The sequence below is a fragment of the Paenibacillus albicereus genome (assembly GCF_012676905.1).
GTDB classification, from domain to species: domain Bacteria; phylum Bacillota; class Bacilli; order Paenibacillales; family Paenibacillaceae; genus Paenibacillus_O; species Paenibacillus_O albicereus.
In genome coordinates this window covers 3,379,421-3,404,227 of the sequence record NZ_CP051428.1, presented here as the reverse complement: position 1 = coordinate 3,404,227, position 24,807 = coordinate 3,379,421, and the positions used below count along the sequence as shown (strand labels likewise).

Below are 24,807 nucleotides of genomic sequence, written 5' to 3'. Positions count from 1 at the left end.
GATCGTCGGATGGCGTTGCAAATCAATATCGACATTCCATGTGGAATATCGATAAGCCAAGCCTATGCCGTTGTCCAAGGCGTAGGAGGGAGTAAGACTAAGTGCTCGATCGAGTTGCGGTATTACGTTTCGCCTGCAGCTCGGGACCAAGGCAAGATGTCGGCTCATACGGAATATTTCGAGTTTCGGCCGTCGGTGACCGAATTTGCAGCAAATTTCATCAAGCAGGCCTATCAACACCTCAAGACGCTGCCGGCCTTTGCAAATGCAATTGATTGCTGACTTTAGAGAGAGAAGGTGGCAGGGGTGGATCAAGCCCATCTGGACGCGACCGAGAGGGCCGCTCAGCTCATTGAGAAGTACGGGCTGTCGCTGGTCCTCTTGCTTATTTTGCTGCTCGTGCTTGGCTATATCGGTCGCATGCTGCTGCGGGGCGACCTTGTACCCCGTGAGCTATTGGAAAAGGCCGAAGAGGATCGAGACAAACTGCAGGCGATTCTCGATAAAGAGCGCGAAGGGGTGATGGGCCCGCTGCTCGACGTGGTAAAGAATCTTAAGAAGGACGAGGACAAAGGAGGATGATGGGCATGCTCAAGCAGCTGCTCCGCCATCTCCCAACGACCCGGGCCAAACAAGCAGATCTTAACCGCGCATCCAGACGGGTGTCCATCACCATCCGGAGCTACCGGGAAGCGACAAGGGAGATTCAAGAGGAAATCGAACGTAACGGCTTTGCACGCTACCTCATCTACGACAAAGGAGAGTGAGCCAATGCTCCTCCATATCATCGACATTGCTTTGCTGATCGTCTACGCAGTCACGATCGGGACGGCGACCTACATCTTAGCGGCACACAGAAAGTATTTCCACGAACGGTTTCGCTCGGGCGTTGTCAGCGCATTTATGCTGGCGATGCTCTTTTTTTTGACCGCCTACGATATCAAGATGCTTGTCGCCATATGGATCCGGGCGAGTGAGGTCTTTGGGTTTCGCACGCCGGAGATGCGGACCGCCCAGCTTCTCAGTTGGTTGATCGCCACGATCAGCACCGCGGCCGGCTTACTGCTGCTCGCTTACCAGACCAAGACCAAAAAATATGACCTGTACCTATTCCTTCGCCGGATGGGTCGGGATCGAAAGGATGATGGAAAATGACGATCCAACCGTACATCGACACCATCGTGCAGGCCCTTGTCGGCCTGTTGGCGGCCGCCGTGCTCGCATGGGTAGCGACAGTTCGAAAGCGACTGGACGCTTGGCTCGAGGCCCGCACGACCGAGCAGCAGCGTGCTGTGCTGCACAAGATGGCTGCAGAGGCTGTCTCCTACGTCGAGGCGACAGCAGCAAGCCAGGGCGCTCGAAACAAGCTGGAGGAGGCGATGAGGTACCTGCAGGCAAACCTACCGGTGCCAATCGTGGCATCTCTCAAGGACAAGGAGCTGCGAGCGGCCGTCGAAAAGGCGCTGTACGAGCTCAAGGCCGTGGCTATTGGACCAGCGGCAGCGGAGGTGCGGCGTGGACAGCAATAAGTACCCCATCGAGCGCCGGTACATCGACCGGCGCGCCAACGTCAGGCCAGGCACCCGGCTCGTAACCGGCGGCCCGGCCTTTTTCGTTGCGCACGACACCGGCAACCCCGGCGCGTCCGCGGATAACCACTGGACCTACTTCCAGCGGATGACGGACCGGACGGCCTCCGCGCATGTGTTCATCGATGACCGGCGCATCCTCGAGATCATCCCCACCGGCACCGGCGCAGACCCGGCGGAGCAGGCCTATCACGTCGTCCGCAGCGTCAAGACGGACAACGAGCTGTATGGCTACGATGCCAACCACGCCGCGCTGGGCATCGAGCTGTGCTACGGCGGCTCGATCGACTTTGCCGCAGCGTACCAGCGCATGGTCTGGTACCTCGCGCTGTGCTGCCACAAATGGGGCAAGACGCCGTCGACGCACATCGTCAGCCACCGGCAGTTGGACCCGGCCCGCAAGCGGGACATCGACCAGGCGCTCGCGACCAGAGGCAAGACGCTGGGCGACCTGATTCGCGACGTCACCGCCGAGATGGCATCGACAGCCGTGCGCCCGGCGCCCTCAGCGGCAAAGCTGCCGGCAGACGTGCGGGACCATGTCATCGTCTCGTACATCCAGCCGGCGCGGCATGCGGCCCTGCAGCAGAGCCTCCGCGAAGAAGCAGCGCACTACGAGCGCCTGGCGGCCAATGTCCGCGCCGCAGCTGCTGGCGAGGGGCTGCCCAAGAGCAACGCGCAAGAGATCATCTACAACTGGCTGTCGCCGGCCTGGTTCAACGCCAAACAATCCGGCGGCGATTCCGGACGCTACAACCAAATGGCAAATGCCTTGCGCGTCTGCGCCGGCATCCCCTTGGCATGAGCAAAGCCCGCTGACCTATTGGTCGGCGGGCTTTTTTTCGTCTTCTCGATATTGAGCCGCTCGCGAGCCGTTTATTCATGGCGTTTCCTCCCTTCTATTTTCTGCAGGAGGTTTATTGCCTCACCTAAACCAGCGACCATTAGGCCAAGGAAGATATTCGGATAGAAGTCCCTGTTATAAAAAAGAGAAACAAAAATGCTGGTAATGAACAATCCTCCACCGAATAAAAGAAGCAGATTTCCAACAGAATTTCCTTTGCTCTTCTTGATGGCAGGCCGCTGTTCAGCGGATTCGCTGCCTTTTACAGGCGCATTAATCATGTTAGCCCTCCCCTGAATTAAGACTTGAAACGGATTTCTTTTTAAGTCCAAACAGTGAGCCTGCAATCAAAAGAATCGCCGGAATGAGGTAGTAAATAAACGCCGAGCAAACTCCAGCCACGACAGAACACAAGTAAAGAACCGCTGCTGTTCTTGGTCTTGTTTTACAGACCGCGCAGCCAATAACTGCTGGGATAGAGGACACAGAAGCGAATAGCCCATATGCAGCCAGCAAGTTATCGTTTCCAGCAGAAGTTTGGGCCACGCCGAGAGCTACTGCGATAACTCCAAACAATATCCCCAACAGCCCTCCAACTAAGCCAAGAATAAACATTCGCGTCACCTCGGAGCCTTTTTCTACAGAATATACGAAATGTATCAATCTATGATACAGAAATTTTCAACTCCAAAAATCAGCTGCTCGAACATCGAAGCCTTTCCTCCGCAAGTATCCAATTACTTTTATAACAGTTCCCTCATAAGGCTCATGTCTCAGGTCAGAACAAAGCCGTGTCGCTGTATTCTTATCCACCGGCAGTTCCCCTTGCTTAACCCCGTTCGCCTTACACCATCTCCCGAACTTCGTCTGCGTTTTACCGAGACCATACGACATGATTGCCCACTCCTTTTTACCTTCAAGGATGGACAATCTCTGAAAAAAACATACGCCGTATAGAAAACTCTAGGAAACTCGCCCAAGCCATCTCCATAGGCTAGTGACATAACCAGTGACGCAACGACAGCATCCGGCAGGTGGCCGATGACGTCACTGGAGACGTAACTGGAGGGGATTACACCATGGGCATCGTTGGCATCGATCCAGGAGGCAGCGCGGTTAAGCTGTACGACGGTAAGCAGTTTCGGCAGTTCCCCAGCGCGATCGGCTACGACTGGAGGGAGAGAAACATCCTGCAGCAGCATGGGGATCACGATTACGATTGGGCCTATGAGGGCCGCAGGGGCTTTGCTGGCACGCTGGCGCTGCACGAGAGCCAGATGGCCGACAGTCTCAAGGGGGACAGCAAGGCGCACCCAGAGGCTCGCCTGCGCGTCCTGATCGCGCTCCATCAATACGCCTCGGGGCCGGAGCATGACATCGTCGTGGGGCAGCCGGTCGGGACTCATACGCGCAACCAAAAAGAGCTCATCAAAAAGATGCTCATCGGCGAGCATGAGATGACCATCAACGGCCGGCGCCGGGTCATCACGATCAACCGCTGTGAGGTGGCCGCTGAGGGCGTGTCTGCGGGCCTTCTGGCGGGTGCCAAGGGTACAGTGAGGGTCATCGACATCGGCTCCGGCACGGTCAATTACGGCACGCTGCTAGACGGACGGTACAAGGACCTGGAGAGCTTCACGCTCGTGACTGGGATGGACACGCGCCGTAACCTTGACCTCGACTCGTTTGCGCGCCAGATCGCTGCCTATGCGGTCAACAAGGGATGGAGCAACCGAGACACGGTCCACTTGTGCGGAGGCGGCGCAGAGCCCATACAGCGAGAGCTCGCAAAGTATTTTGGCTCGGCTCAGTTGCTCAAAGCGGGCATGAGCGAGTTCGCCAACGTCGACGCCTTTTATCGAATCGCGAAGGGGCTTTACGCCAATGAAAAAAATTGAGAAAGAGGTTGTCTGCTTTAACGTCCTGGATCCGGATCAAAAAGCAATGTGGCAATGGGTGCGCAGCAGAAAAAACCGCTCTGGCTACCTTAAGCGACTGATCCAGCGGGATATGGATGCAGCAGGCGGGGCGGTTATGACGATCCCGGCTAAGGGAGCGGTACTGAGGCCGGCGAAAGTAAGTCTACCAGCGGATGCGGGGGATCTGGCATACAGCGCGGCAGCAGCCTTTGTGTGAGGGGAGGCGAGAAAAGTGAAGATGCTCATCAACGGCAAGGACCCGGCGGCGCTGGCGGCCCGGGAGCAGCAGAGAATGGAGTCAATTGACCAGCTGCTGTCGGTCATGGAATCCCCACTCAGGAGGATTGTATGGGCAATAAAAAAAGGCACCATTCGGCACCTTATCAAGCGGTAACATCGTGGTTCGGGTCAATCCAGACCAAGTGGAAAACATTATCTTCTCTGTAACCCCAAACGCGAAATTTTCCAGATACTTTAACATGAAAGAGAGAAGTGCGGTTTAAGGATTTAGGTATGGCGTACTTCATTGATCGCTCGGGGATCTCTTCCCATTTGAACCCTTTGTGGCTGTAAATTTCATTCCACGTCATGCTACCCATGATTTTAAATTGTTTGAGCATAAGCTCAAATCCGTATTTGTCGATATCAGAAAGCCGATAAACAGAGTCGTTCATGTCGTGGAAACAAATCGAAGGGCGAGATACCGTTTTGACTTCAATGGCTTTATCTGAAATCTTCCGCCCGCCGCTTGATCCTTGGTTCTTCAGTCTGCTCATTGAGCAAGTTGCTGAGTGTAATACTCTTGCATCAATTCATGGCTGATCTCAACATTCTTGCGCGTCTTCAGCCAAGGATCCTCCTGATGAGTGAGAATCTCGAGCCTCTTAGCACCCAAATCTCCATAAGTGTCCCACACCTCTTGAAGAGTCTCCAACTCCTCAAACGAGAATACTTCATTTGGCGAAAAAGATTCCTTGATATCTCCGGGTTCAATTGAATCCCAGCCTTGATCAAGTTGAGAGCGATAATGCTTATACAGGTCGTAATTAGCTGGTCCGTGGTCCCAAGCCATAAGTGGTTCTTGAAACATAGGCTTCTTGTTAAAAACCAAGTTCCACGCCTGTGCATAGTAGCAGAGTTTTTGGAGCTTCAAGTTGGTCATTGTATCCCCGGCCTCATAATCAACCCGCCAGCGGAAGTACTTCGCAACATCAAAAATAGTCGCCATGATGTCGCCTCCTTCTTTAATTAAACGACGCGATAAGAACTGTTCGCGGAACGTTTGTTCCTATTCGCCTCTAAACGTCCTTATTATTTCACATTCTGCAGCAAAAGTATACCAGGTTGTGCACAGCTGTGGATAAAATGACACAACCATGTACATTCGATAACCCGTGGTAAGCGAACGAAAACCGCTTGGGCAGATTCCGGCTAAGGCGCTGCGGGCGGTTTACCCTCAGCTTATGCGGCCGGCACAGAAAAGATGCCAGTACATCAAGATTTGCGAGGAGGATTTTTATGGCGACATTGACACTACAGCCATCCGGTTACCGGGTGAATCTGCGGCCGGCGGCGGTGGCTATCCCGGAGCGGACCCGGCGTGCGCTTGTGGAGCGACTGCAGACCGGCGCTAAGATCGTCGTGGAGCACATCGAGCGGCACAAACTGATTTACCGGGTGGGAGCAATCACAATCATGGTGCTGCTCGGTGCCGGCGGACTGGATCATGTCTTTGCTGCCAGCGATGCTTCTGGCCTTGGGTTGGATGCCGGCGCGCAGAAGCTTTACCACAAACTGATCAGCATCGGCAAATGGGTCATTATCATCAAGGGAGCCTTTGACACAATTCAGGCGACCGTGCAGGGCGACTTCGTGCAGGCACGCAAGTCCGGTCTCGCTTATCTGATGGTCTATGCGATCCTACTCGGGCTCCCGTGGGCATTTGGTCAGGTCGAGCAGCTATTTGAGGGGATGTGACGACATGCCGATGAAGTTTCGCATCAGCTCCGAATACGGCGTGCTGGAGGAGATCCGCGGCGGCCGGGAGCATCACGGCGTCGATCTGGCTATGCCCCGCGGCACCGAGCTGCACAGCATCATGTCTGGGACCGTCGAGCGAGTGGTCGATCATGGAGCCGACAACATCGGCCGCGGCGTCATCCTCCGGACAGATACAGGCGACCTGCACGTCTACGGGCACATGGATAGCGTTGCGGTGCATGCCGGCCAGCGGGTGGATCCCGGCGACCTTCTGGGCATCAGCGGCAACACGGGGCACAGCAGCGGACCGCATCTGCACTTTGGTCTGATCCAGGACGGCAGCTTTGCCGATCCTACTGCGCTCGTGCCGGACCTGCAACGCTACAGTGGGGACATCGCCGGGCCGTCCATCCTTGGCATCAAAGGGCCGGCAGGCTGGGTAGCTGACAAGGTTGTCGATCATGCGGCGGAGCATGTCGTTCACGGCGCCCGCGAGCACATCGTCCACTGGTTGGTGGAGGCCGGCGCGGTGTTGGTCGATCTGAGCTATGGCATCGGGCTCCTCAGTTGCACCGTCCTCATCATCCTCGGAGCGCTCGGCATGCGTGATGCTTACCGCTGGTCAGGACTCGTTTTCGGGATATATTCGCTGATTCGTCTGCTTGGCGTGGGTTTTGGACGATGAGCGGCATAACATTAAGCAGGTTTCTGCAGGTTGTAAAGCCTGAGTACGCCTATCTCCGCATAAAGCCCAACAACGCCGTGCGCAACCAAGGCACGCACAAGATCGCCCGGGCCATCGCCGCTCTCTACAAGGGAGCACTCGCCAGCATCAGAGCTGAGGAGCAGCGAGTCATAAAGGCGCTCGGCCGGGAGTTTGTCGTTGGCACGCGGTACAGCTGGACGCTTCCCGGCAAGGTCGCCTATTACGTCTACATGGAGCAACGCAAGGTGGAGTTCTTTTTCATCGTCCCGAGGAACCACCTGAGCTACCTGCGCGAAAAGATGTCGGACGTGTGGGGGCAGGTGACGATCGAGGAGGTGCAAGAGCTGCCAGTGTTCGGCGCTTCGGCCACGCGCTACGAGCTCGTATACGAAAAGGAGGATGCGCTGAGTCTTGCTGTCGACCGGCGGAGCAACGATCTGCTAAACAGCAACCTCAACGCGGTGGAGCTGCTGGAGGAGGGCGACCGGCTCGGGGTCTTCTACAACTTTCTGCCGGGCTCTCAGCTCAGCTGGCGTCACCTTTACAGGGCCACGATCGACAAGGTTAACCGCCGTCTCCCGGTCGATCGCAACAAGTTCGGCACGTCCTACGCGCTCAAGTATCTGCTCGCTGCAGGCAATGCCATCTTTAAAGAGATTGCCGAGGCGCTGGGAGGGGCGCGCACAGCCTCCGGCAAGGCAGGGGGCGGCGACTATATGGACGCGCTGCTCGATCGGCTTAACGGGGCGCGTAGGGTCAGCGAGAGCACGAGCAAAAAGGCTTCGGCCACTGTGCTCGACACGCAGATCGTGGTCATGGCCGAGAGCGCGGACGGCATGAGGCAACGCAATGCGGCACGGAGCCTGGCGCAGTCCTTCGATACGGTGAGCGAGGACAACCGGCTCCAGTATCGTCCATACCGCCGGCAGCTCGACATGACAGCCCGCGACATCCGGGCAGGTCGCAACAAAATCGGAGACGAGGAGGCGCAGTCCTTCATCGCGTTGGCCGGCCGCGACGTGCTCGAACGCTATAACTTTATCGAGAGGGTCGAGACGCAGGAGACGGAGGTGCCGGACGATCTAAAGAAAGGCGTGATGTGCATCGGCACCAACACCTACAGGGGCCACGAGCAGGCCGCATACCTCTCCACGGATCGCGAGTACCAAAACCTTACGACGGTGCTGATCGGGCCGACACGGGCCGGGAAATCGACGCTGATCGCCAACCTTAGCCGGGACGCCATCGCCGCAGGGGAGTGCGTCATCATCTTTGACTTTGTCGGCCAATGTGAATTGTCGAGGGAGGTTGCCGCGGCGATCCCACGTGACAAGACGCTCGTCATCGATTGCGCCGATCCGCGCCGGCTGCAGGGCATCGGCTACAACGAGGTGGGCAAAAGCGCGGATCCATTTGAGAGCTACGATGGCGCCAAGAAACAGACCACGCAGCTGCTGACGCTGGTCAACTCCATCAATGCGGAGGAAACCAAGCTGTCCGCCAAGATGCAGCGATACTTGGTCAGCGCGGGCCTGGTTGCCTTTATCAGCGGCGGCAGCGTCCGGGACGTATTTGACTGCTTGCAGGATTACGAGACCAGAGAGCGGCTCATTAAGGCGGTGCCAGCCGCTCAGCGGGAGAACCTACGAAAATACATCCGATCGCTCGGCGAGCTGGACGACCGAGATAAGAGCGGTGTAATCACAGGCACCAAGGAGACGTATGTCGTGGGCATCATCGATCGTCTCAACCAGCTGGAGCAAAACGCCTACATGGAACGGATGCTGGATAAAGGGACTGCCGGCAACGTCGACCTTGTGCAGGAAATGCAGAAGAACCAGCTGATCTGCATCCGCATGCCGTCTGATATGTTCGGCACGGATTCGGAGAGGGATGTCTACACGACCTATTGGTCCACAAAGATATGGCTTGCGCTGCAAATGCGTAGCAAGCGTCTCGGCGGCGATCGGTCCAAGATGGTCAAGGTCAACCTAATCGCCGATGAGCTCTATCAGGTCCAGCACACCGAGCAGTTCATGCGGTCGAAGCTCAGCCAATATGCGAAGTTCGGGCTGAAACCGATTATCTCAGCTCACTACCTCAACCAGATCAAGCACATCCGCGAGGAGCTGCGGTCGGCAAATGCGAGTTACATGCTGATTGCGGGATGCGACAAAAAAAACTATTCGGAGTTGGCGTCGGAGTTGCATCCTTACCAGGAGGAGGATCTGCTTAAGTTGCCGCGGTTCCACTCTCTCAACCTCATCAAAAACCAAGACGGATATGCACGATTCATTACAAAATTACCCAAGCCTATCCGATAATCCGGATAGGCTGTTTTTAGGCTATAGCTTAAAACAAAGTCTGTCGGGAGCCGCTGAAATCAGCGGTTATGCCTGCTTCTCGTCCGTCTGAGGATGTATAAATCTGTCACACGACACTTTAGGAGAATGGAGGTGTTTATCGCAAACTCAAGCGACATTTTTTCCGTCCCCTTGATTAATCCAGTGACGTAAGCCGGAGAACACTCCATTTTACGCGCAAATTCGGACCTAGTCATGTTTGCCTCATCAAGCCTATCGAGCAGCAGGCATTCCCCCAACAGGAATGCCATAGTATACTCCTTTGCACATTTTGTCTTATTATGTCGCAAAATATAATGCTTACTTTGATAACGAAAGTGTTCGCATTTCTGCTATACTTGTTCCTAGTATTCTTGAAAATTTTATCCAACAGAGACATCAAGGGGTGATCCATCATTTCGTCAAAAAAGATCGTCGATTTGAGAAAACTGCAGGAGCTCGTAAACATTCCGACTCTCGTTGAACAAGTTAAGGGCTCTTCCGGTAAAGGCGTTCCGAACGAACAGCAGCGATCATCCTCTTAAACTCTTCTTCCGTAATTTCCTCGCCATCAATTACAAAACTGAACTGCTTTTGTACCTCTTCATCTGACGATGACAAATCAATTGCAGTAAGAAACTCCCGCTCATTTAAATATGGGTCGGGAGTTTTTTTGTTGTGTTGATCCGGATCGTCGGTCTTTCCCAAGAGGTAATCTGTAGTCGTGCCATAAAGGTCAGCCAGTATGAGTAGAGCATCTTTCTTTGGAAGAGCGCGACCAATTTCATAATTCGATACGCTGGCCCTGTCAACTTTTAATGCTTCAGCGACATCGGATTGCATCAAGTTTCGATTCGTGCGAAGTTCTTTCAACCTCTTACCAACTTCTTTTTTCAATTCTTTAGACACGTCAAAAACACCGCCCCAAAAAATCATTTTAAAGTGGTTGACGTGCACTTTCTGCACATGCTATTATTTGGATGTGCAAAAGATGCGCGTCAGTTATCATCATACTCATAGTAAAGGAGGTTTATGCATTGTCCAGGCGAAAAGCTGATGCCCGCGAAATTATTAAACGCGATCTCTTCAAAGAGCTTCGCCTCCAAAAAAACAAGTCTCAACGTGGCATGGCTCTTGATTTTGATGTCAGCGAGAGTTTTATCAGAACGATTGAAAATGGTCGCTGTAATCCAGAACTTAAATTCGCTTTTCGACTAGCTAAGTACCTAGGCACCACAGTGGACAGACTGTTTGGTGACCTACACGAGTAAGAGTAGAGTACTTTATTAAGCGTCTTGAATATGTGCATTTAATGCACGCTTGCATTGAAATCATTATATTATGTCCATTATATGCACGCAATGAGAACAGATGCGAACAGTCCGTAAATTTTCATAAAATATGGCAAAATGATCAGCTGGAACGGCAATTATTGTAGTCCGAAAGTCCTTTGTTTTGTCGAAATTAGCAGTGGAGAGGATGGTGCAGCAAGTCTTGAGCAATCAACTCCTATCAACTGATTTGAATGTCATCACCGCAGAAATCAACAGCTACAAGCAAGTAGCCGGCCAGTCGATCTTTGAAATCGGCAAGCGGCTCAAGCATGTAAGGGATAATGATTTAGCTCCGGGCAGTTTCAAATCATGGGCAAAAGATCATTGCCAGTTCGATGCGTCTACCGCATCTCGCTTCATACAAGCGTTCGAACAGTTAGGAGATGCGACGTCGCATCTGCCAACAGGGAAACTTTTTGAAATGCTGTCCCTTCCCGATACGATCGACCGCACCGAGTTCATCCAGCAGCCTCACACGATTCCCTCAACCGGCGAAACCAAGACGGTAGACGAGATGACCGTCCGGGAGCTGCGGGAGGTCAAGAAGGAGCTTAAGGAAGCAGAAGCCGCCAAGGCCGCAGCTGAATCCAGAGCCAGCGAAGCGGAGGAAGAACGCCGGCAACTGATCAAGCAGCACCAGCAGCGGCAAGAAGAGCTCGAGGCTGAAATCAGGCTGCTCCAAGCGAGGCCGAACATCTCTCGCGAAGACTACGAGTATACGCAAATGCTGCAGAAGGAAAACACTCAGCTTCACGAGTCTATTCGGATTATGCAAGAAGAAGTCACCGATCGACTGGCTGCACTGGATCGTGACAAGGTCAATCTTCGGGAAATCAAAAAATGCCTGAAAACCACGAATGCCCACATCATGGTCGAGTTATCCCAAGCCCTTATGCACTTTACCTCGATCCCCACAAACAAAGAAGCGATCGACACAATCGATCAATTCTTCAAGGAAGTTGATAAGACGATCGCAGAGCATAAGGTTCATTATCAGCAGCTACTTCAAAAAAACCAAATCGAGGTGAGTGAGGATGTTCAATCAGTTGTCTCTCGGAACACCGAACGAGTCGTTATTGACGCGGATTTCCGAGCTGGAGAAGAGTCTTAAGGAAGCTCGCGAACGCATTCAATGCAGCCGACAGCAACTGAAAAACCTTAAAGCGCATGGGAAGCAGAAGGTGGTAAAGCTCCTGGGAGACCCTGATTCACCGAACTACAAGACGGGATTCCGTTCTTCATTCCACATCTTATGGAAGGGATACAAGGAGGTCTTTGAACTCCGATCAGTCTCCGAAACCAAAGAACATCAGTATTCCGAAGCTCTCTATTGGATTGCTACGTGGAGTCCTCCCGTTAAACTTTCACCGCCTAGTTGCTTCCTGTGCGAGGCCGAGCCGGGCACGATCGACACATCAGAAGGGCCGATGGGCGAATTCTGCTACAAGCTGTTCGGTGAACCCCGATGATCGGCATCTCTCCCATCCATCGCAAGCTAGCGGAGCTGACGCACAGATGCCTTGAAAGCGACGGTCAGCTGCACATGACGTCCTTGGATCGCCGGGATCTCACCCATTACCTGCAGTCCAACCTCGCGCTAGTAAGAAAGCTGGACGAGCTCAAGAGCCTCGCCTACCACGCTTACGAGGTCGGGGATATGGACTGGCACAACGAAATCTGCCGTCAGATCGACGAAACGGAGGCGACGTTGGTATGACGCATGAAGAGATGGAGCGGCTGTTTGAGCAAGAGTCGCGCCGACTTGAACAACATCTGAAGGAACAGATCACCGCCAAGCAAGAAAGAGAGGCCATCGCCTGTCACGTCGCAAAGCTGCGCGAGTTTCGCCCGGTCTGGAGCCATCATGGATGGTGCGGACTGCTGGCTGGATAAAGAGATCGCCGATCTCGAGGCTCTCCTCAGAGCAGACCGGATGGCTGCATGAGCGCCATGGCCGTCAGAGTCGGGCACAGGATCTATATGGCTCGCGCAGACAAGGGCTGGACGCAGCAAGACCTCGCCGATCAGCTGGCGCTCAGCAGAGCTGCGGTGAGTCATTTCGAATCAGGGCGCCGTGAACCGGACTTTACGACGCTGATCCAAATTGCTGATGTGACCGGCGTTACGATGGACTACCTTTTCGGGAGGAGCGAGCGGATTGAAAATCGGAGACATGCAGCGCCAACTGAATGATGCGAAAGAGCATTACAAGTTGGATGATGACACGGACTTTGTAGTCAAAGTCGACATTGGAGGAATTTACTACCCGCTGGTTATCGACAAGCATGAAACGACGATCGAAGGGTTGAGCGAATTGGTGCTTTGGATTGATCCTGATTCCGTCGCAGATTTTGTCAAAGAAAGGATCACGTTGAGATGAGCATCGATCTCGATCGCTTTGCCGAAGGGCTGCCCGATCCACAGGAGTTGGAGCCGATATCGATCGGCGAATGCGAAAACAACAGTTGCGGCAAGGAGTTGTACTCCGACGAGTACGTATATCGAGGCAGCGAACTCTACTGCAGCTTCAAGTGCATGGTCGCGGCGCACTATTAATCCAAAAACCAAACAAGGGGAAATGAACATGAAAGCAACTGGAGTGGTTCGCAAAGTAGACGAGCTCGGGCGGGTAGTCCTGCCTATCGAACTCCGCCGTAACTTTTGTGGTCAGGCGGAAGTACACCGAAAAATCGGCGAGAAGAGCGTATGCCTGGGATGCATCCGGGAGATCCAGGAGGGGCTGCGCTGATGAAAGCAAAGCGCGTAGTCAGCACCGTCAACCTTTCGCATGAGGATTGGCTGGAATGGCGCAGGAAAGGCATCGGCGGATCGGATGTCGCGGCGATCTGCAATATGAGCCGGTACAAGTCAGCTATGAGCGTCTACCTCGATAAGATCGGCGAACTGCCTCCGCTCGAGGATAACCCGAAGATGGCGGCCGGCCGGAAGATGGAGCCGCTCATTGCGGATTGGTTCGCGGACGACACCGGCTACAAGGTACAGAAGAGGAATGCAATTTTCAAGCATCCGGAATATGAGTTTATGTTTGCGAACATCGACCGTTGGCTGCCGGGGCTGAACGCTGGGCTCGAATGCAAGAACACCTCGGAATACGCGAAGGACGACTGGGCAGGCACCCAGGCGCCTACGGAATACATCCTACAGTGCAATCACTACATGGCCGTCACCGGGGCAGCACGCTGGTTTATCGCAGTCCTGATCGGTGGTTGGAACTTCCAGTGGCGCGTCATTGAACGAGACGAAGAACTCATCTCCAACCTCATCACGATCGAGTCGAATTTCTGGCATGACAATGTACAGGCAAAACAACCTCCTGCATTCTCCCATCAAGACTCCCAGTATCTGAACGACCTCTACCCACAGTCGGAACCGTCCAAGAAAGTCGATCTTCCTGAAACCGCCTATGAATTCATGCAATCCCTCTACGAAGCCCGGAAGTACGGCCGCATTTACAAGCAGCAGGAAGAGGCTGCAAAGAACCAGTTGAAGGGCATGATTGGCGACGCCGACGTGGCGTATTTCCAAGGCGATCCTGTCTTCACCTGGCGGAGCAATGCAAAAAATAGACCCTTCAAGGTCGTCGGAGGCGAAGAATAGTCATGACCAAAACGGTAGATCAAAGCGGGATATCCAATCAGCTCGCAAACCAAGCAGCAGGCGGCGCTAAGAAGGGGCCGACGATCGGCGACCTGTTCGAGCAAATGAAGCCGGCCATCGCCCAAGCGATCCCCCAGCACATGACGCCGGAGCGGCTGCTGCGCATTGCAACAACGTCAATCCGGACCAACCCGAAGCTCAAGGTATGCACACCGGAATCTCTCCTTGGAGCCGTCATGCAATGCGCTCAACTCGGCCTTGAGCCATCCGTCCTCGGTCATGCGTACCTGGTCCCTTACACGAACCGGAAGAAGGACCCCAACACGGGCAAGGTCATTGCGACCGTAGAAGAAGCGCAGTTCCAGATTGGCTACAAGGGCTTGCTGGAGCTGGCCCGCCGTACGGGGCAGATCAGCAGCATCGTCGCTCATGAGGTGTATGAAAATGACCTTTTCGAGTACGAGTACGGTACCGGGGAGAAGCTCCGGCATGTTCCTGCAGATGGCGAGCGCGGAACTGTCACGAAATACTACGCCTACGCCAAGTTCAAGGACGGCGGGTACTCTTTTCTGGTCATGAGCAAAAAAGATATCGAGAAGCACCGCGACAAGTTCAGCAAAGCGAAGTACGGGCCATGGGTCGACCACTTCGACGAGATGGCGAAGAAGACCGTCTTGAAAGGCCTTATGAAATACATGCCGATCAGCGTCGAGTTTGCCAAGGCCGTTTCGATGGACGAGACGACAAAGCGGGAAGTTTCGTCCGACATGTCTGAAGTCATCGACGTTACGGACTGGCAGCCACAGGAAAACGAAGAACCTCGCCAAGAGATCGGCGAATCAGCGCAGTAGCATGCCGATCGGAGACTTCACCCCGGCTCCAAAGCCCACCCACAAACGGACCAAGAAGACAGCCAAGCAGCGAGGTCAGATAACCCCAGCGGTATACGGCAAGGCTGCCGAAAGGGCCAGAGGACGCTGCGAGCGGTGCGGCCGGCGCGATGCCTGGATGCTCCAATGTGCACACCTCGTCAGGCGCTGGAAGCTGGAGGAGACGACGGAGCGCGATGTCGCAATGCTGTGCGGGCCGTCCGTGAATAGTGGGACTTGTCACTGGTGGGTCGACTATACCCGAGAAGGTCGGGAATGGGCGGAACAGTTTAGGAAGCATTTATATCGAACGGAGGGCAAATGAATGGTCCAGGTCGCACAGTTACGCCATCAATGCTCGAAATATCCTTACTCGGCTACAGAAAACCGAATTGTAACTGAAATGATCAACAATTACGACGCCAAGCTCATCCAGGTGACAGAGGCAGCTGAGCGCCTCCAGGATAATGTCATTCAGTTGCGTAACGAGCAGCGACGCCTTATGGATGAAGTGGACGCTGCGAGAGAACAGACCGAACGTATCCGCCTTACATGCATCATGCAAATCATCGAGTTAGCTGCAGCCAAAGGCATCGAGAAGGCTCGGGCAATCGACAGGCTCTACCAAATAAGATGAACGGGTGAGGTGAGATGTCCGAGGTGACAACCACGAAACGAACGTATTGGTTGATGGGCGAGGAGTTTCCACTTCGAAAATGTAATGACTGTGGTTGCGATCTCCCATCCATTCCTTCGGTGAGATGGAATAAAAAAGATTTTGATCTCTGCTACCTATGTCTTCAAAAAGCGCATGATCTCCTCTTTGGCGAACCGAACAACTCCCAGCCATCTCCCAAAAAGAAACAACCAATTTCGCAGACATTAAGAATTGCAATGCTGAAGCGCGACGGCCACGCTTGTCGTTATTGCGGATCCGAAGACGAATTGACAGCGGATCATGTAATTCCAGAAAGCGCGGGTGGACCAACAACACTGGATAACCTCGTTACGGCATGCCGGACATGCAATACGAAAAAAGGAAGAAAGTCACTTGAAGAATCGGGGTTGATCCTGAGACAGGTGTGAGGTGAATGGCAAACCCGCAGCCCGACGAGTTCACCAAGGTCGCAAATGAGCTAATGGAACAAGTTCCTTTCTTCAAGTTCAACGGCGCCCAGATGCGGCTCATCTTGGTAATTTGGCGGAACACCTACGGGTGGTCGAGAAAGGACCACGACTTTTCAATTACGTTCTTACACGGCCACACCGGCTTATCAGAAAGCGCGGTTAAACGGGAATTGGCAGCCTTAATTGAAGCCCGAGTCCTGGTCGTTACGAAAAGAGCTTCTCGAACAACTTCGAGGCGCCTTGCATTCAACAAGGATTATGACACATGGAAAATCGCTAGAGGTGGTGAGCAGATGGATTCAGATTTTAAGGTACACGATCATGTACCTAATGAAGAAAAAGATCAGGTACACGATTGTGTCCCTAATAAAGCTTATGAGGTACACGATTGTGCACCTAAAGTAGCTACTATTAGGTACACGATTGGCCCCCCAGATAAAGAAAAAGATCTTTTAAAGAAAGTAATAATTAAAGAAAGCGAAAATAGCTTTGATGAGTTCTGGAATGCCTACCCCAGACGGATCTCAAAAGCAGCTGCTCAGAAAGCATGGAAAAAGCTGCAGAAAGAACCGGGCTTTGATCCAATCAAAATCATCCTTCATACGAAGAATTTCGCAGAGACGCATAAGATGCTCCAAACCCAAACGTCTTACATCCCTCATCCATCCACCTATTTAAACCAGCAACGATTTTTGGACTACGACAGAGTAGATCCGGAAGGGCTCTTGAATAAGCCTGCAGCGCCGGCAGCTCGGCAGTCCAAGTTTGATGCCGAGAAGGAGCGCCTGCAGATGATGTATGAGGAGGCTCGCCGTGAAGAAGACAGAGGTCATCCAGCTTATGGCGATCATACGGAGCAACTACCAGCATTTCGAGATTAGCGAGGAAAAATCAGCAGTCTGGCACTCGCTGATGGAGGCCATGTCGTTCGAGGCCGCCAAGCTGAACTTGAAGTCGTTCATGCAGCAGAGTCCCTATCCGCCAACAGCCGCGGACATCATCGCCCGAGACCCCGGCCAGTTTACCGATTACGCCCAGCTGCGCTCGGAGACAGCAGAACGGCTGCGGGAGATCGAGGGATGGCATCAGCAAGCAGTACCGCTGCCAGAGCGGTTGATTCCGAAAATGCTGCGGGGCGGTGACGTCAATGAGTGACAAGCTCTACGCAGAAATATCCGTCCTCGGTGCTGCCCTGCTCCAACCGGATTTAATGGACGAGATCTACATTCAGCCGGAAGAGTTGCAGGACGAGCGGCATCGGCTAATCCTCGAATATTTTAAAGTGATTTACGAGCAAGAGGGCACGCTCGACCTCGTGATGATGGCCGAGCGCTCTGGAACGGATCTGTTTAAGATCGGCGGACCATCTTACCTAGCTGAATTGGCAAGCTCGTCTTACAGCCAAGACAACCTCCAAAAGCATCAGGCAATTATCCGGGATAGCTACATTCGCCGGCGGACAGAAGACACGCTGCGAATGATGGCCGATGTCGGATCCGGAGGGGCGAGCACCGCGGCAGAATACGTCAGCAAAGCTCAAGCTGCTCTCGAAGAGATTGCCGCGATCAAGAATGGCCCGGCGACCAGCAGCGTGAAGAAGATGAGCGATGTGCTCGCGGGACACTCGAAGGAGCTGCACAAGCGGAGCCAGCAGCGGGGGATGACCGGCGCACAGACGGCGAGCGCTGAATTGGATAAACTGACCGGCGGCCACCAACGTAGCGACCTTGAAATCATCGCGGCGCGGCCATCTATGGGCAAAACCGCCTACATCGTAAACGACATGATTGCTGCTGCCAAAGGCGGATACGAAGCGGTGTTGTTCTCTCTGGAGATGCCAGACAAGAGGATCGGCGAACGGTTCCTTTCGGTGCTTGGCAACATCGACGGCAAGAAGATGAAAAGCGGCGCCTTTTCCGATTCGGATTGGGAGCGCTGGAGCTATGCGATGGACGAACTCGATCGGCTGCCGATCTCCATAGACGACACGGCCGGCATGACGTTCCAGCACATCTCCCGAGAGGTTAAGCAGTTGGTTAAGGTCAACCCAAATCTGGTCGTCTACATCGACTTCTTGCAGCTGGTGCAGACGGACCAGCGGTTCAAAAGCGATCATGAGCGGATTGCCTACGTGTCCAAGGGACTGAAGCAGTTGGCGCGCCGATACAACATCCCTGTCATCGCAATCTCTGCAGTCGGCCGTGACTGCGAAAAGCGCCAGGACAAACGCCCAATGATGAGCGACCTTCGGGAATCGGGTTCAATCGAGAGCGATGCCGACATCGTGATCTTCCTTTATCGGGACGACTACTACGACAAGGAAAGCGAGAAGAAAAACATCGTCGAGGTGATTGTCGCAAAGGGGCGCGATGTGGGCACAGGAGTCGTCGAGATGGCCTTTAATAAGACGACCGGCCGTTTCCTTAACATCACCGACGAGGACCGCAGGAAGGCGGCTGAGGCGCGTGACAAAGCGCATTGAGGACGACAAGCAATACGAAAACTCGCTGACATGGCTACGTGAAAAGGCAAAGAAGTTGGACGACCCCCTCTTCGGCGGACCCGAACGAGACAAGCTCATGCGCACCTACGACTACGTAGCCGATCAAGCCCAACGATACCGATGGAGGGATGCAGCAGATGCCAAAGGTTGACCCCATCATGCAAACAAGGCCGGGGCAAGTCATCTTTGATAAGCGCGGCCGGGTCATCGGACAAGTTTTTTATGTCCTGGAGCTGCCGTGGGATAGGGAAATTCTCGGAAGGTGGAAGAAGCGATGCGCTTCGTAGGGGTGGATCCGGCCACGAAGACCGGCTTCGTCGCCCTCGACTACGACGGCAGCATTTTGGAGGAGCTCGAACTGATAGGCGCCGGCGAGAAGGGCAAGGGTAGGGAAATCAGCATGCCGCAGCTAGTCGACCTCGAAAACCAGTTATACCGGCTCCTGAAGCCTGGCGATGAGATCGTTATCGAGCAGGCGGCGGCGAAAACACAGAAGCCTTTAACAACAGGCGCACTACACGGCGGTCTTCGGTCCATGATTATCCGCCGGCAGCTACGCTACAACGAGATCAACCCGATATGGACCAAGCAGTATGTCGGGGTCACCGGATGGACGGGCGAGACGGGCAACAAGCGCCGCCTGACCGGTCCCGAGAAAAAGGCTGAAGTGAAGCGAGCATCAATTCAGCACTTCGGCTACCCCGTAGCCGGGCTGAAGCGATCGGACAACATCATCGACGCTTACATCATTGCCCGAGCCGCCCTTAACCTCTACCGGATGCGCGAACTGCAGCCGCTGCTGGACACGCTGCCCTATCAAGTCGATGTCACGACCAAGATCCTTCATAACGCATAAATGCCGCGCACCAGCTCGGCAGCGGGCTCTTACGCCCATTTGACCAAACGAGTGTTCTTATTTCGAGGAGGTAGCGATGACATATTCGCGCGAAGAGCAAGAAACCATTTTGAGATTTGATTCAGTAGAGCGGGTTTGGGTAGCTTGGTCTGCGTTCCAGCCTCATATACGCAAGCTGACAAAGATCGCAGGAGCTCCGATTAACCCGGAATACGACGGGGAAAGAGTTATTTCCGGAAGGTGGACTTTAAAGGAGAAAAACGTCCGCATCATTGCGGAGAGGATATTGACGCCCGAGCAGCGTGAAGCAATCGCGAAACGCTTGTCTACAGGCGGAAATACGGATCAAACGCAGGATGAAGATGATGAGGGTGAAGACGGTGACTGAACCCAATTTTCGAAAAGCGAGCCGCGCTCAATTGATGATCATCCTCTACGATGACCCGATGGCGACAACTGCCGACAAGCTCGCCGCGCAAGAAGAAATCGATCACCGAAGGAAGTCGTACCCGATCGGCAAGGTCGACTACCAAAAGAAAGTGAGGCTGCCGCGATGAGTGACTTTATGCCAGCTGGCTCGCACCGGGCAGTCCCCAAGATGGATACCAGGCCGTTTGAGGGGTCGAGCGGAGTGGCTGTCTACCAGATGACGGAGCAGGAGCATCAATGGCACATAGAGGGCAAAAACCACCTCATCCCGACCGCAGCGGACCGTGGTATCCCTTACCCCAAGGTTGAGCCCCGGCAGCCTCAGGAACTACCCTCTGGAGCCCGCAGGCGCGGCGACGGACACATGCCCGTCATCACACGGGAGATGTACCAGGCCGACTCTGCTGCAGGCCTGACGATTAACCAGATCGCAATCAAGTACAGCATTTCCCACTCGACCGTCAGCCACCAAATGAAAAAGCATGGACTTCATACAGATGGACGCGGCCGAAAGCGCAAAAAGCGGAAGGAGCAATAGTAATGAGCGACCAAGTCAATCATCCGAGTCATTACAACGCCGGAGGCATTGAGTGCATTGAAGCGATCCGAGCAGCCCTTACGCCAGAGGAGTTCCGCGGCTTTGTAAAGGGCAATGCAATCAAGTATTGCTGGCGCTCTAACCACAAAAACGGAGACGAGGACATTAAAAAAGCCGCATGGTACATCAACGATTACTTGAAGCAAAAATCCAATCCAGAGGAGAGAAATCAATGACCCAACCAATCAAGACCGTCCAGTTGCCCGAAGGCGTGGCGCCGGCCAGAATCAATGACCTCGTAAACGCTGCTCACCAAAACGCTATCTCTAAAGGATGGTGGGATGAGGATCGCAGCTTCGGAGAGATCATCGCCTTGATCCACAGCGAGGCATCAGAGGCGCTGGAGGACTTCCGGGTCGGGAAGCAGCCGGACGAGGTGTGGTACGAAAACGGCGACAAGCCCTGCGGCATCCCTTCCGAGCTGGCCGACATCGTCATTCGGGTGCTTGACGCCGCAGGCCGGTACGGCATCGATCTGGAAAGCATCATCGCCGAGAAGATGGCTTACAACGCCACTCGACCGGTCCGTCACGGCGGGAAGGTGCTCTGATGGAGATTGTGGTTGGGAAGACCTACTACGGCGAAAAAGGCCCGAACCGGCGAGTTCTCGCCATGGACCCTTCCAGAACATGCAGGACGTACCATGTCAGCTACATCCGCATCAAGAAAAACGGCACGGACGGAGCACAAGGTCGGTGCTACGAGGACGCCTTCGAGAAATGGGCCAAAGGCGAAGTTCAGTCCTGACAGCCTGTCAGTTTCATAAGGAGGGATAGGGAGTGATCAAGATCCTCGAGCTCTTCGGCGGCATCGGCGCTCCGAGGAAGGCGCTCATCAACCTAGGCGTCGAGCACAAAGCGATCGACTACGTCGAGATCGACGCCAAGGCAGTGCGCAGCTACAACGCCATGTACGATCGGCTGCACAAGCCGCAGTCGGTCGTCGGATGGAACCTGCGGCCAGACATCCTGGTCCATGGCAGCCCGTGCCAGGACTACAGCCGATCCGGCAAGAGGCTTGGCGGCAAAGACGAGGACAAGACGCGCAGCTCGCTGATGTGGGAGACACTCCGAATCATTGAGGCCATGGGAGAGTGGCGACCGAAAGTTGTTGTTTGGGAAAACGTCAAGGGCGTCTTGGATAGCGACATCATTCATAGCTTCAACAAGTATCAGCGGGACATGGAACGTTTGGGCTACACCAACAGCTTCGACGTCATCAATGCGATGGACTTTGGCATTCCACAGAACAGGAACCGGGTGTTCACGATCAGCACGCTCGGCGGGCCGGCCTTCGACTTCGGGCGGCTCCGCCGGCGGCCGATGAGGCACATCAACGAGTTCCTGGAGCCGGACGTCACCGGCGAGCAGTATCAGATCAACATCCCCTCCATGCTCAACCGAATCGAGGAGTTCAACCCGGCGGTGCGCGGCAAGTATCGCCCGTTGGACGTGATCGAGGACAGCTGCTGGACCATCAGCACACGGCAGGACCGCTGCCCGAACGCCGGCATCATCCGGCAGGAGGGCGGACAGTACCGATACCTGACGGAGCGCGAATGCTGGCGGCTCATGGGGTTCACGGATGAGGACTTCGACGCTGCGGCCGCTGAATTTCCGAGCATGCCGGGCAAGCGAAACGCCGCGCTCTACAAGCTGGCCGGCAACTCCATCGTCGTACAGGTGCTCGAAGCGATCTTCGAGGCAGTGCTTGCGCCGACGGAGCAGCATGATTGGTTCACGGCGGCGCGGGACGGACAGCTCCAACTGGTCATCTAGCCCCCAGGGGGCACAACACAGGGAGGCTACGGCTTCCAAGGAGGGGAACGGTTGGCTGATGTCATTGATTCGTTCGGCAGCAACGGCATATGCGCAGTCTGCAAGCGTAACCCGGTCAACCGCTGGTGCGATTATGTCGTCGACTACAGCAATCCATTGACGTTCTTCCGGGATTACAAGGACTTTATCGAGGCAAACCGAGGCGACAAATACGAAACGTGCGACCTGCCCATTTGCGATAAATGCGCGACCAACGTGGGCAAGGACCGGGATTTATGCCCGCATCACATGGGCCTGCATGGTAAGGCGCAGCTGCCAGATGAGTATCAACGGCAGCGACAGGGCCGGGAGCGGGCAAAGATTTATACAGCGGAGCGCCCCTAGGGGCCTCCCAAGGAGGGATAGCATGGCACGACTGAAATTCGAGATGTGGCCGTATCGCGACAAGCCGGATGGCAAAATCGACGGTTACATGAGCCGGTTTACCGATGGCACCGGGCGCTGGACGGATTCGTGGTGGGCCAGCCCGCCTGCATCAATCGACCATGTCGGACCGGAGTATCTCCGGCAACGGCACCGCCATCCCAACGTGGCGAGCGCCCGGCACGACGATTTCATTAAGCGCCGGTTCCGCGAGTGTGTGGCGGCGGTCAAGGAGGGATAGCGAATGAAAGTAGAGGATATTCAGCCCGGTAAGACATACATCATGACGACTGGACCTGATCGCAAAGTAGAGAGGCTCTTCCAATCTTATCTCGGCTATAGCGTCGAGTACCGGAGAATCCTCAAGGGCGGCCGCCAAGGCGAGAAAATCCAATGCCTCGCAACCACCTTTATAAGCAAGGTAGTCCGAGAGGCTGAAGAGGCAGCACATGAGTAGAACCAACCTGAACAAAATCAGCCAGGCGCTAGTAGTCGATGGTATGCGCCGCATGATCGAGGACGACGGCATGACGTTTCGGGAGATGGCGGAAACGATCGAAGCGATCAAGAGGGACACCTACCCGGCCATGATGCAGATTGCGAGGGAAGCCCATGGGGGCTCCTAAGGAGGGATAGCGGATGGAACCGACATTCGAAAATGTAGCGAAATACCTGATAAATGAGTCCGGCAAGTGTGCATCAGAGGAAAAGCTCTATGCCTTGTTGTCAATGGCGGCCCACACGATCGGAGGAATGGTCTGCCACTTTGACACAGAAGCACGTTCGGACATTTTGATGCGGCTTACGGCCGCTATGGGAATAGGCTATCAGGTGACGGCAAAAGCCATCGGTGAGCCTAGTAGCATTGAAATCATTTTAGGAGACCGCCCATGAGTAGACGTCAGGAAGTGGCAGAGAAGATCGACAACCTGATTGAGCGGAAACGCGAGCTGCAGGCGGAACTGTATAACATCGGTGAAGAGGAAGCGGCTTTGCAAGACGAATGGGAAAAAGTCATGTTCGACGAGGAGGCCGCCCATGAGTAACGAACAGCAGCCCGCCCCCATGACGGCGGAGCAGATGGCGGAGATCGTGCAGGCGCTGGAGAAGCCGTCCAGTTTGAAACTCGATGGCACCGACCTCTGGATCAAGGGAGACGGGTACCTGGGAGAGAACAGGCATGTGTTCCTCGTCGACCTCCGATCCCTCCTAGCCGAGGTACAGCGGCTGAAGGCGGATTTGGCCGCTGCCGAATGGAAGGCGCTCTGGTGCGAAGGGCATGTCGAAGATGCAAGACGATCAGCGCTGCACTGGCAGAATGCCTACCGCGAAAAGGTTGAGGAGACGGTAAAGGAGTATGCTCATCTGCAGGCAGAGGTACAGCGCCAGCAGGGAGAGATCGAGCGGCTGGAAGCGCGGATGGGCGCGAATCACCTCCAAGCCCTGCATAATGCAACCTTGCTGGATGAGCAGCGCGACCGGGCCGACCGCCTGCAGGCCGAGAACGATCGCTTGCGGGACAAGCTGCAGCAGATCGACGGCCAGCGCCAGGACGCGGTGCAGGAGAGCGACCAGCTTCGCCAGCGGCTGGAAGAGGCCGTCGAGGCGCTGGAGTGGTACGGGGACGTGACGGAAGAGGAGGACAGCGTCTACTACTGCCAGCCTCGAGGATACGGAGTTATGCCGAGCAAGGTTCAGGTCGACGGCGGCCAGCGAGCGCTAGACTTCCTCAAGAAGCTGAAAGGAGATAGAACCGATGGGTGACGTAGGCGACGAGTACCGCGAGACGCGGGAAGCGCTTCGGGATCGGCGGTGGGAGATGAACAAAGGAAAATCGAATATGTTACCCCCCTCGGAAACAGAATGGCGGAAAACTGCACGTGCAGTCAAA

The 24,807-nt window shown here is 54.7% G+C and carries 47 protein-coding genes; 42 read left to right on the top strand and 5 right to left on the bottom strand.

The features are described 5' to 3' along the window. Nucleotides 1–9: 9 nt before the first annotated feature. From HGI30_RS15185 to HGI30_RS15160, 6 genes are read left to right on the top strand one after another with little or no spacing between them, the layout of a single operon-like run. Nucleotides 10–282: a hypothetical protein gene (locus tag HGI30_RS15185; RefSeq protein WP_168908328.1), complete on the top strand. Its 273-nt coding sequence runs from the start codon at nucleotides 10–12 to the stop codon at nucleotides 280–282. A gap of 24 nt (nucleotides 283–306) precedes the next feature. Then, entirely contained in the window at nucleotides 307–582 is a 276-nt protein-coding gene (locus tag HGI30_RS15180) for a hypothetical protein (RefSeq protein WP_168908327.1), read from the top strand. Nucleotides 583–587: 5 nt separating this feature from the next. Next, a complete protein-coding gene (locus HGI30_RS15175; protein WP_168908326.1) occupies nucleotides 588–767 on the top strand; it encodes a hypothetical protein in 180 nt (59 codons plus the stop codon). A 4-nt stretch (nucleotides 768–771) separates the two neighbouring features. Next, nucleotides 772–1,155, top strand: coding sequence for a hypothetical protein (locus HGI30_RS15170; RefSeq protein ID WP_168908325.1), 384 nt, complete (start codon nucleotides 772–774; stop codon nucleotides 1,153–1,155). Beyond that, nucleotides 1,152–1,529 carry a phage holin gene (locus tag HGI30_RS15165; protein ID WP_168908324.1) on the top strand — a complete coding sequence of 126 codons (378 nt, stop codon included), beginning with the start codon at nucleotides 1,152–1,154 and terminating at the stop codon, nucleotides 1,527–1,529. Before HGI30_RS15170 ends, HGI30_RS15165 begins: the two co-directional genes overlap by 4 nt. After that, nucleotides 1,516–2,394, top strand: coding sequence for a peptidoglycan recognition protein family protein (locus HGI30_RS15160; RefSeq protein ID WP_168908323.1), 879 nt, complete (start codon nucleotides 1,516–1,518; stop codon nucleotides 2,392–2,394). Before HGI30_RS15165 ends, HGI30_RS15160 begins: the two co-directional genes overlap by 14 nt. Before the next feature lie 71 nt (nucleotides 2,395–2,465). On the opposite strand, the gene HGI30_RS15155 is transcribed toward HGI30_RS15160, so the two are convergent. Both HGI30_RS15155 and HGI30_RS15150 read right to left on the bottom strand, forming a co-directional pair. Then, nucleotides 2,466–2,714 (bottom strand): hypothetical protein, encoded by a 249-nt coding sequence (locus tag HGI30_RS15155; RefSeq protein WP_168908322.1) that lies wholly within the window; start codon nucleotides 2,712–2,714, stop codon nucleotides 2,466–2,468. Between the two features lies 1 nt (nucleotide 2,715). Beyond that, entirely contained in the window at nucleotides 2,716–3,048 is a 333-nt protein-coding gene (locus tag HGI30_RS15150; protein ID WP_168908321.1) for a hypothetical protein, read from the bottom strand. Nucleotides 3,049–3,512: 464 nt separating this feature from the next. Here HGI30_RS15150 and HGI30_RS15145 point away from each other — a divergent pair, with 464 nt between their 5' ends. Genes HGI30_RS15145 through HGI30_RS15135 form a run of 3 tightly spaced genes read left to right on the top strand, consistent with a single transcriptional unit; the run spans nucleotide 3,513 to nucleotide 4,746 of the window. Continuing rightward, complete coding sequence (locus HGI30_RS15145; RefSeq protein ID WP_168908320.1) at nucleotides 3,513–4,331, top strand: ParM/StbA family protein; 819 nt, start codon at nucleotides 3,513–3,515, stop codon at nucleotides 4,329–4,331. Beyond that, a complete protein-coding gene (locus HGI30_RS15140) occupies nucleotides 4,318–4,569 on the top strand; it encodes a hypothetical protein (protein WP_168908319.1) in 252 nt (83 codons plus the stop codon). The genes HGI30_RS15145 and HGI30_RS15140 overlap by 14 nt, the downstream gene beginning before the upstream one ends. A 15-nt stretch (nucleotides 4,570–4,584) precedes the next feature. Continuing rightward, nucleotides 4,585–4,746: a hypothetical protein gene (locus tag HGI30_RS15135; RefSeq protein ID WP_168908318.1), complete on the top strand. Its 162-nt coding sequence runs from the start codon at nucleotides 4,585–4,587 to the stop codon at nucleotides 4,744–4,746. On the opposite strand, the gene HGI30_RS15130 is transcribed toward HGI30_RS15135, so the two are convergent. Continuing rightward, the gene (locus HGI30_RS15130) at nucleotides 4,736–5,128 is read right to left on the bottom strand and encodes an MAG6450 family protein (RefSeq protein ID WP_168908317.1); all 393 of its coding nucleotides are present in this window, start codon (nucleotides 5,126–5,128) and stop codon (nucleotides 4,736–4,738) included. The genes HGI30_RS15135 and HGI30_RS15130 overlap by 11 nt on opposite strands. Next, on the bottom strand, nucleotides 5,125–5,580 hold the full coding sequence (locus tag HGI30_RS15125; protein WP_168908316.1) for a Panacea domain-containing protein: 456 nt from the start codon (nucleotides 5,578–5,580) through the stop codon (nucleotides 5,125–5,127). Before HGI30_RS15125 ends, HGI30_RS15130 begins: the two co-directional genes overlap by 4 nt. Nucleotides 5,581–5,870: 290 nt before the next feature. Here HGI30_RS15125 and HGI30_RS15120 point away from each other — a divergent pair, with 290 nt between their 5' ends. The 3 genes from HGI30_RS15120 to HGI30_RS15110 are packed head-to-tail and all read left to right on the top strand — an operon-like array spanning nucleotide 5,871 to nucleotide 9,362. Continuing rightward, on the top strand, nucleotides 5,871–6,329 hold the full coding sequence (locus tag HGI30_RS15120) for a hypothetical protein (protein ID WP_168908315.1): 459 nt from the start codon (nucleotides 5,871–5,873) through the stop codon (nucleotides 6,327–6,329). Nucleotides 6,330–6,333: 4 nt separating this feature from the next. After that, nucleotides 6,334–7,017, top strand: a complete 684-nt coding sequence (locus tag HGI30_RS15115) for a M23 family metallopeptidase (protein WP_168908314.1) — start codon at nucleotides 6,334–6,336, stop codon at nucleotides 7,015–7,017. Then, complete coding sequence (locus HGI30_RS15110; RefSeq protein ID WP_168908313.1) at nucleotides 7,014–9,362, top strand: type IV secretory system conjugative DNA transfer family protein; 2,349 nt, start codon at nucleotides 7,014–7,016, stop codon at nucleotides 9,360–9,362. Before HGI30_RS15115 ends, HGI30_RS15110 begins: the two co-directional genes overlap by 4 nt. A gap of 507 nt (nucleotides 9,363–9,869) precedes the next feature. Here the strand turns inward: HGI30_RS15110 and HGI30_RS15105 are convergent. Continuing rightward, nucleotides 9,870–10,289, bottom strand: coding sequence for a helix-turn-helix domain-containing protein (locus tag HGI30_RS15105; RefSeq protein ID WP_168908312.1), 420 nt, complete (start codon nucleotides 10,287–10,289; stop codon nucleotides 9,870–9,872). 128 nt (nucleotides 10,290–10,417) lie between these two features. On the opposite strand from HGI30_RS15105, the gene HGI30_RS15100 reads away from it, so the two are divergent. The 30 genes from HGI30_RS15100 to HGI30_RS14955 all read left to right on the top strand — a co-directional run bounded on the left by HGI30_RS15100 (nucleotide 10,418) and on the right by HGI30_RS14955 (nucleotide 24,680). Continuing rightward, nucleotides 10,418–10,651 (top strand): helix-turn-helix transcriptional regulator, encoded by a 234-nt coding sequence (locus tag HGI30_RS15100; RefSeq protein ID WP_235680144.1) that lies wholly within the window; start codon nucleotides 10,418–10,420, stop codon nucleotides 10,649–10,651. Nucleotides 10,652–10,874: 223 nt separating this feature from the next. Then, a complete protein-coding gene (locus HGI30_RS15095) occupies nucleotides 10,875–11,825 on the top strand; it encodes a DUF3102 domain-containing protein (RefSeq protein ID WP_235680143.1) in 951 nt (316 codons plus the stop codon). Continuing rightward, nucleotides 11,749–12,183, top strand: a complete 435-nt coding sequence (locus tag HGI30_RS23645) for an ORF6C domain-containing protein (RefSeq protein ID WP_168908309.1) — start codon at nucleotides 11,749–11,751, stop codon at nucleotides 12,181–12,183. The genes HGI30_RS15095 and HGI30_RS23645 overlap by 77 nt, the downstream gene beginning before the upstream one ends. Continuing rightward, nucleotides 12,180–12,431 carry a DUF7667 family protein gene (locus tag HGI30_RS15085; protein ID WP_456238616.1) on the top strand — a complete coding sequence of 84 codons (252 nt, stop codon included), beginning with the start codon at nucleotides 12,180–12,182 and terminating at the stop codon, nucleotides 12,429–12,431. The genes HGI30_RS23645 and HGI30_RS15085 overlap by 4 nt, the downstream gene beginning before the upstream one ends. Next, nucleotides 12,428–12,607, top strand: a complete 180-nt coding sequence (locus tag HGI30_RS15080) for a hypothetical protein (protein WP_168908307.1) — start codon at nucleotides 12,428–12,430, stop codon at nucleotides 12,605–12,607. The genes HGI30_RS15085 and HGI30_RS15080 overlap by 4 nt, the downstream gene beginning before the upstream one ends. Before the next feature lie 48 nt (nucleotides 12,608–12,655). Next, the gene (locus HGI30_RS15075; RefSeq protein WP_328805137.1) at nucleotides 12,656–12,907 is read left to right on the top strand and encodes a helix-turn-helix domain-containing protein; all 252 of its coding nucleotides are present in this window, start codon (nucleotides 12,656–12,658) and stop codon (nucleotides 12,905–12,907) included. Continuing rightward, on the top strand, nucleotides 12,873–13,094 hold the full coding sequence (locus tag HGI30_RS15070) for a hypothetical protein (protein WP_168908306.1): 222 nt from the start codon (nucleotides 12,873–12,875) through the stop codon (nucleotides 13,092–13,094). The genes HGI30_RS15075 and HGI30_RS15070 overlap by 35 nt, the downstream gene beginning before the upstream one ends. Next, on the top strand, nucleotides 13,091–13,270 hold the full coding sequence (locus tag HGI30_RS15065) for a hypothetical protein (protein ID WP_168908305.1): 180 nt from the start codon (nucleotides 13,091–13,093) through the stop codon (nucleotides 13,268–13,270). The genes HGI30_RS15070 and HGI30_RS15065 overlap by 4 nt, the downstream gene beginning before the upstream one ends. 192 nt (nucleotides 13,271–13,462) lie before the next feature. Then, nucleotides 13,463–14,332, top strand: coding sequence for a YqaJ viral recombinase family nuclease (locus HGI30_RS15060; protein WP_168908304.1), 870 nt, complete (start codon nucleotides 13,463–13,465; stop codon nucleotides 14,330–14,332). A gap of 2 nt (nucleotides 14,333–14,334) precedes the next feature. Continuing rightward, a complete protein-coding gene (gene recT / locus HGI30_RS15055) occupies nucleotides 14,335–15,183 on the top strand; it encodes a recombination protein RecT (RefSeq protein ID WP_168908303.1) in 849 nt (282 codons plus the stop codon). A 343-nt stretch (nucleotides 15,184–15,526) separates the two neighbouring features. Then, on the top strand, nucleotides 15,527–15,838 hold the full coding sequence (locus HGI30_RS15050; RefSeq protein ID WP_168908302.1) for a hypothetical protein: 312 nt from the start codon (nucleotides 15,527–15,529) through the stop codon (nucleotides 15,836–15,838). A gap of 23 nt (nucleotides 15,839–15,861) precedes the next feature. Then, nucleotides 15,862–16,287: an HNH endonuclease gene (locus HGI30_RS15045; protein ID WP_206109929.1), complete on the top strand. Its 426-nt coding sequence runs from the start codon at nucleotides 15,862–15,864 to the stop codon at nucleotides 16,285–16,287. Between the two features lie 5 nt (nucleotides 16,288–16,292). Next, a complete protein-coding gene (locus HGI30_RS15040; RefSeq protein ID WP_168908300.1) occupies nucleotides 16,293–17,210 on the top strand; it encodes a replication protein in 918 nt (305 codons plus the stop codon). Continuing rightward, the gene (locus HGI30_RS15035; RefSeq protein WP_168908299.1) at nucleotides 17,143–17,484 is read left to right on the top strand and encodes a replicative helicase loader/inhibitor; all 342 of its coding nucleotides are present in this window, start codon (nucleotides 17,143–17,145) and stop codon (nucleotides 17,482–17,484) included. The genes HGI30_RS15040 and HGI30_RS15035 overlap by 68 nt, the downstream gene beginning before the upstream one ends. Next, nucleotides 17,477–18,811: a replicative DNA helicase gene (locus HGI30_RS15030; protein ID WP_168908298.1), complete on the top strand. Its 1,335-nt coding sequence runs from the start codon at nucleotides 17,477–17,479 to the stop codon at nucleotides 18,809–18,811. The genes HGI30_RS15035 and HGI30_RS15030 overlap by 8 nt, the downstream gene beginning before the upstream one ends. Beyond that, entirely contained in the window at nucleotides 18,795–18,983 is a 189-nt protein-coding gene (locus HGI30_RS15025; protein ID WP_168908297.1) for a hypothetical protein, read from the top strand. Before HGI30_RS15030 ends, HGI30_RS15025 begins: the two co-directional genes overlap by 17 nt. Nucleotides 18,984–19,094: 111 nt before the next feature. Then, nucleotides 19,095–19,688 carry a hypothetical protein gene (locus HGI30_RS15020; protein WP_168908296.1) on the top strand — a complete coding sequence of 198 codons (594 nt, stop codon included), beginning with the start codon at nucleotides 19,095–19,097 and terminating at the stop codon, nucleotides 19,686–19,688. A gap of 76 nt (nucleotides 19,689–19,764) precedes the next feature. Then, nucleotides 19,765–20,076: a hypothetical protein gene (locus HGI30_RS15015; RefSeq protein WP_168908295.1), complete on the top strand. Its 312-nt coding sequence runs from the start codon at nucleotides 19,765–19,767 to the stop codon at nucleotides 20,074–20,076. Further along, nucleotides 20,060–20,245 carry a hypothetical protein gene (locus HGI30_RS15010; protein ID WP_168908294.1) on the top strand — a complete coding sequence of 62 codons (186 nt, stop codon included), beginning with the start codon at nucleotides 20,060–20,062 and terminating at the stop codon, nucleotides 20,243–20,245. The genes HGI30_RS15015 and HGI30_RS15010 overlap by 17 nt, the downstream gene beginning before the upstream one ends. Nucleotides 20,246–20,657: 412 nt before the next feature. Further along, nucleotides 20,658–20,891 carry a DUF3310 domain-containing protein gene (locus HGI30_RS15005; protein ID WP_168908293.1) on the top strand — a complete coding sequence of 78 codons (234 nt, stop codon included), beginning with the start codon at nucleotides 20,658–20,660 and terminating at the stop codon, nucleotides 20,889–20,891. Continuing rightward, complete coding sequence (locus HGI30_RS15000) at nucleotides 20,888–21,265, top strand: nucleoside triphosphate pyrophosphohydrolase family protein (RefSeq protein ID WP_168908292.1); 378 nt, start codon at nucleotides 20,888–20,890, stop codon at nucleotides 21,263–21,265. The genes HGI30_RS15005 and HGI30_RS15000 overlap by 4 nt, the downstream gene beginning before the upstream one ends. Next, entirely contained in the window at nucleotides 21,265–21,462 is a 198-nt protein-coding gene (locus HGI30_RS14995; protein WP_168908291.1) for a hypothetical protein, read from the top strand. The genes HGI30_RS15000 and HGI30_RS14995 overlap by 1 nt, the downstream gene beginning before the upstream one ends. Nucleotides 21,463–21,494: 32 nt before the next feature. Further along, entirely contained in the window at nucleotides 21,495–22,493 is a 999-nt protein-coding gene (locus HGI30_RS14990; RefSeq protein WP_168908290.1) for a DNA cytosine methyltransferase, read from the top strand. A 51-nt stretch (nucleotides 22,494–22,544) separates the two neighbouring features. Continuing rightward, nucleotides 22,545–22,877, top strand: coding sequence for a hypothetical protein (locus HGI30_RS14985; protein WP_168908289.1), 333 nt, complete (start codon nucleotides 22,545–22,547; stop codon nucleotides 22,875–22,877). A 22-nt stretch (nucleotides 22,878–22,899) separates the two neighbouring features. Beyond that, a complete protein-coding gene (locus HGI30_RS14980; protein WP_168908288.1) occupies nucleotides 22,900–23,157 on the top strand; it encodes a hypothetical protein in 258 nt (85 codons plus the stop codon). Nucleotides 23,158–23,160: 3 nt separating this feature from the next. After that, complete coding sequence (locus HGI30_RS14975) at nucleotides 23,161–23,373, top strand: hypothetical protein (protein ID WP_168908287.1); 213 nt, start codon at nucleotides 23,161–23,163, stop codon at nucleotides 23,371–23,373. Next, the gene (locus HGI30_RS14970) at nucleotides 23,366–23,542 is read left to right on the top strand and encodes a hypothetical protein (RefSeq protein ID WP_168908286.1); all 177 of its coding nucleotides are present in this window, start codon (nucleotides 23,366–23,368) and stop codon (nucleotides 23,540–23,542) included. Before HGI30_RS14975 ends, HGI30_RS14970 begins: the two co-directional genes overlap by 8 nt. Before the next feature lie 13 nt (nucleotides 23,543–23,555). After that, nucleotides 23,556–23,810: a hypothetical protein gene (locus tag HGI30_RS14965; protein WP_168908285.1), complete on the top strand. Its 255-nt coding sequence runs from the start codon at nucleotides 23,556–23,558 to the stop codon at nucleotides 23,808–23,810. Next, nucleotides 23,807–23,962: a hypothetical protein gene (locus HGI30_RS14960; protein ID WP_168908284.1), complete on the top strand. Its 156-nt coding sequence runs from the start codon at nucleotides 23,807–23,809 to the stop codon at nucleotides 23,960–23,962. The genes HGI30_RS14965 and HGI30_RS14960 overlap by 4 nt, the downstream gene beginning before the upstream one ends. After that, a complete protein-coding gene (locus HGI30_RS14955) occupies nucleotides 23,955–24,680 on the top strand; it encodes a hypothetical protein (RefSeq protein WP_168908283.1) in 726 nt (241 codons plus the stop codon). Before HGI30_RS14960 ends, HGI30_RS14955 begins: the two co-directional genes overlap by 8 nt. Nucleotides 24,681–24,807: the final 127 nt, after the last annotated feature.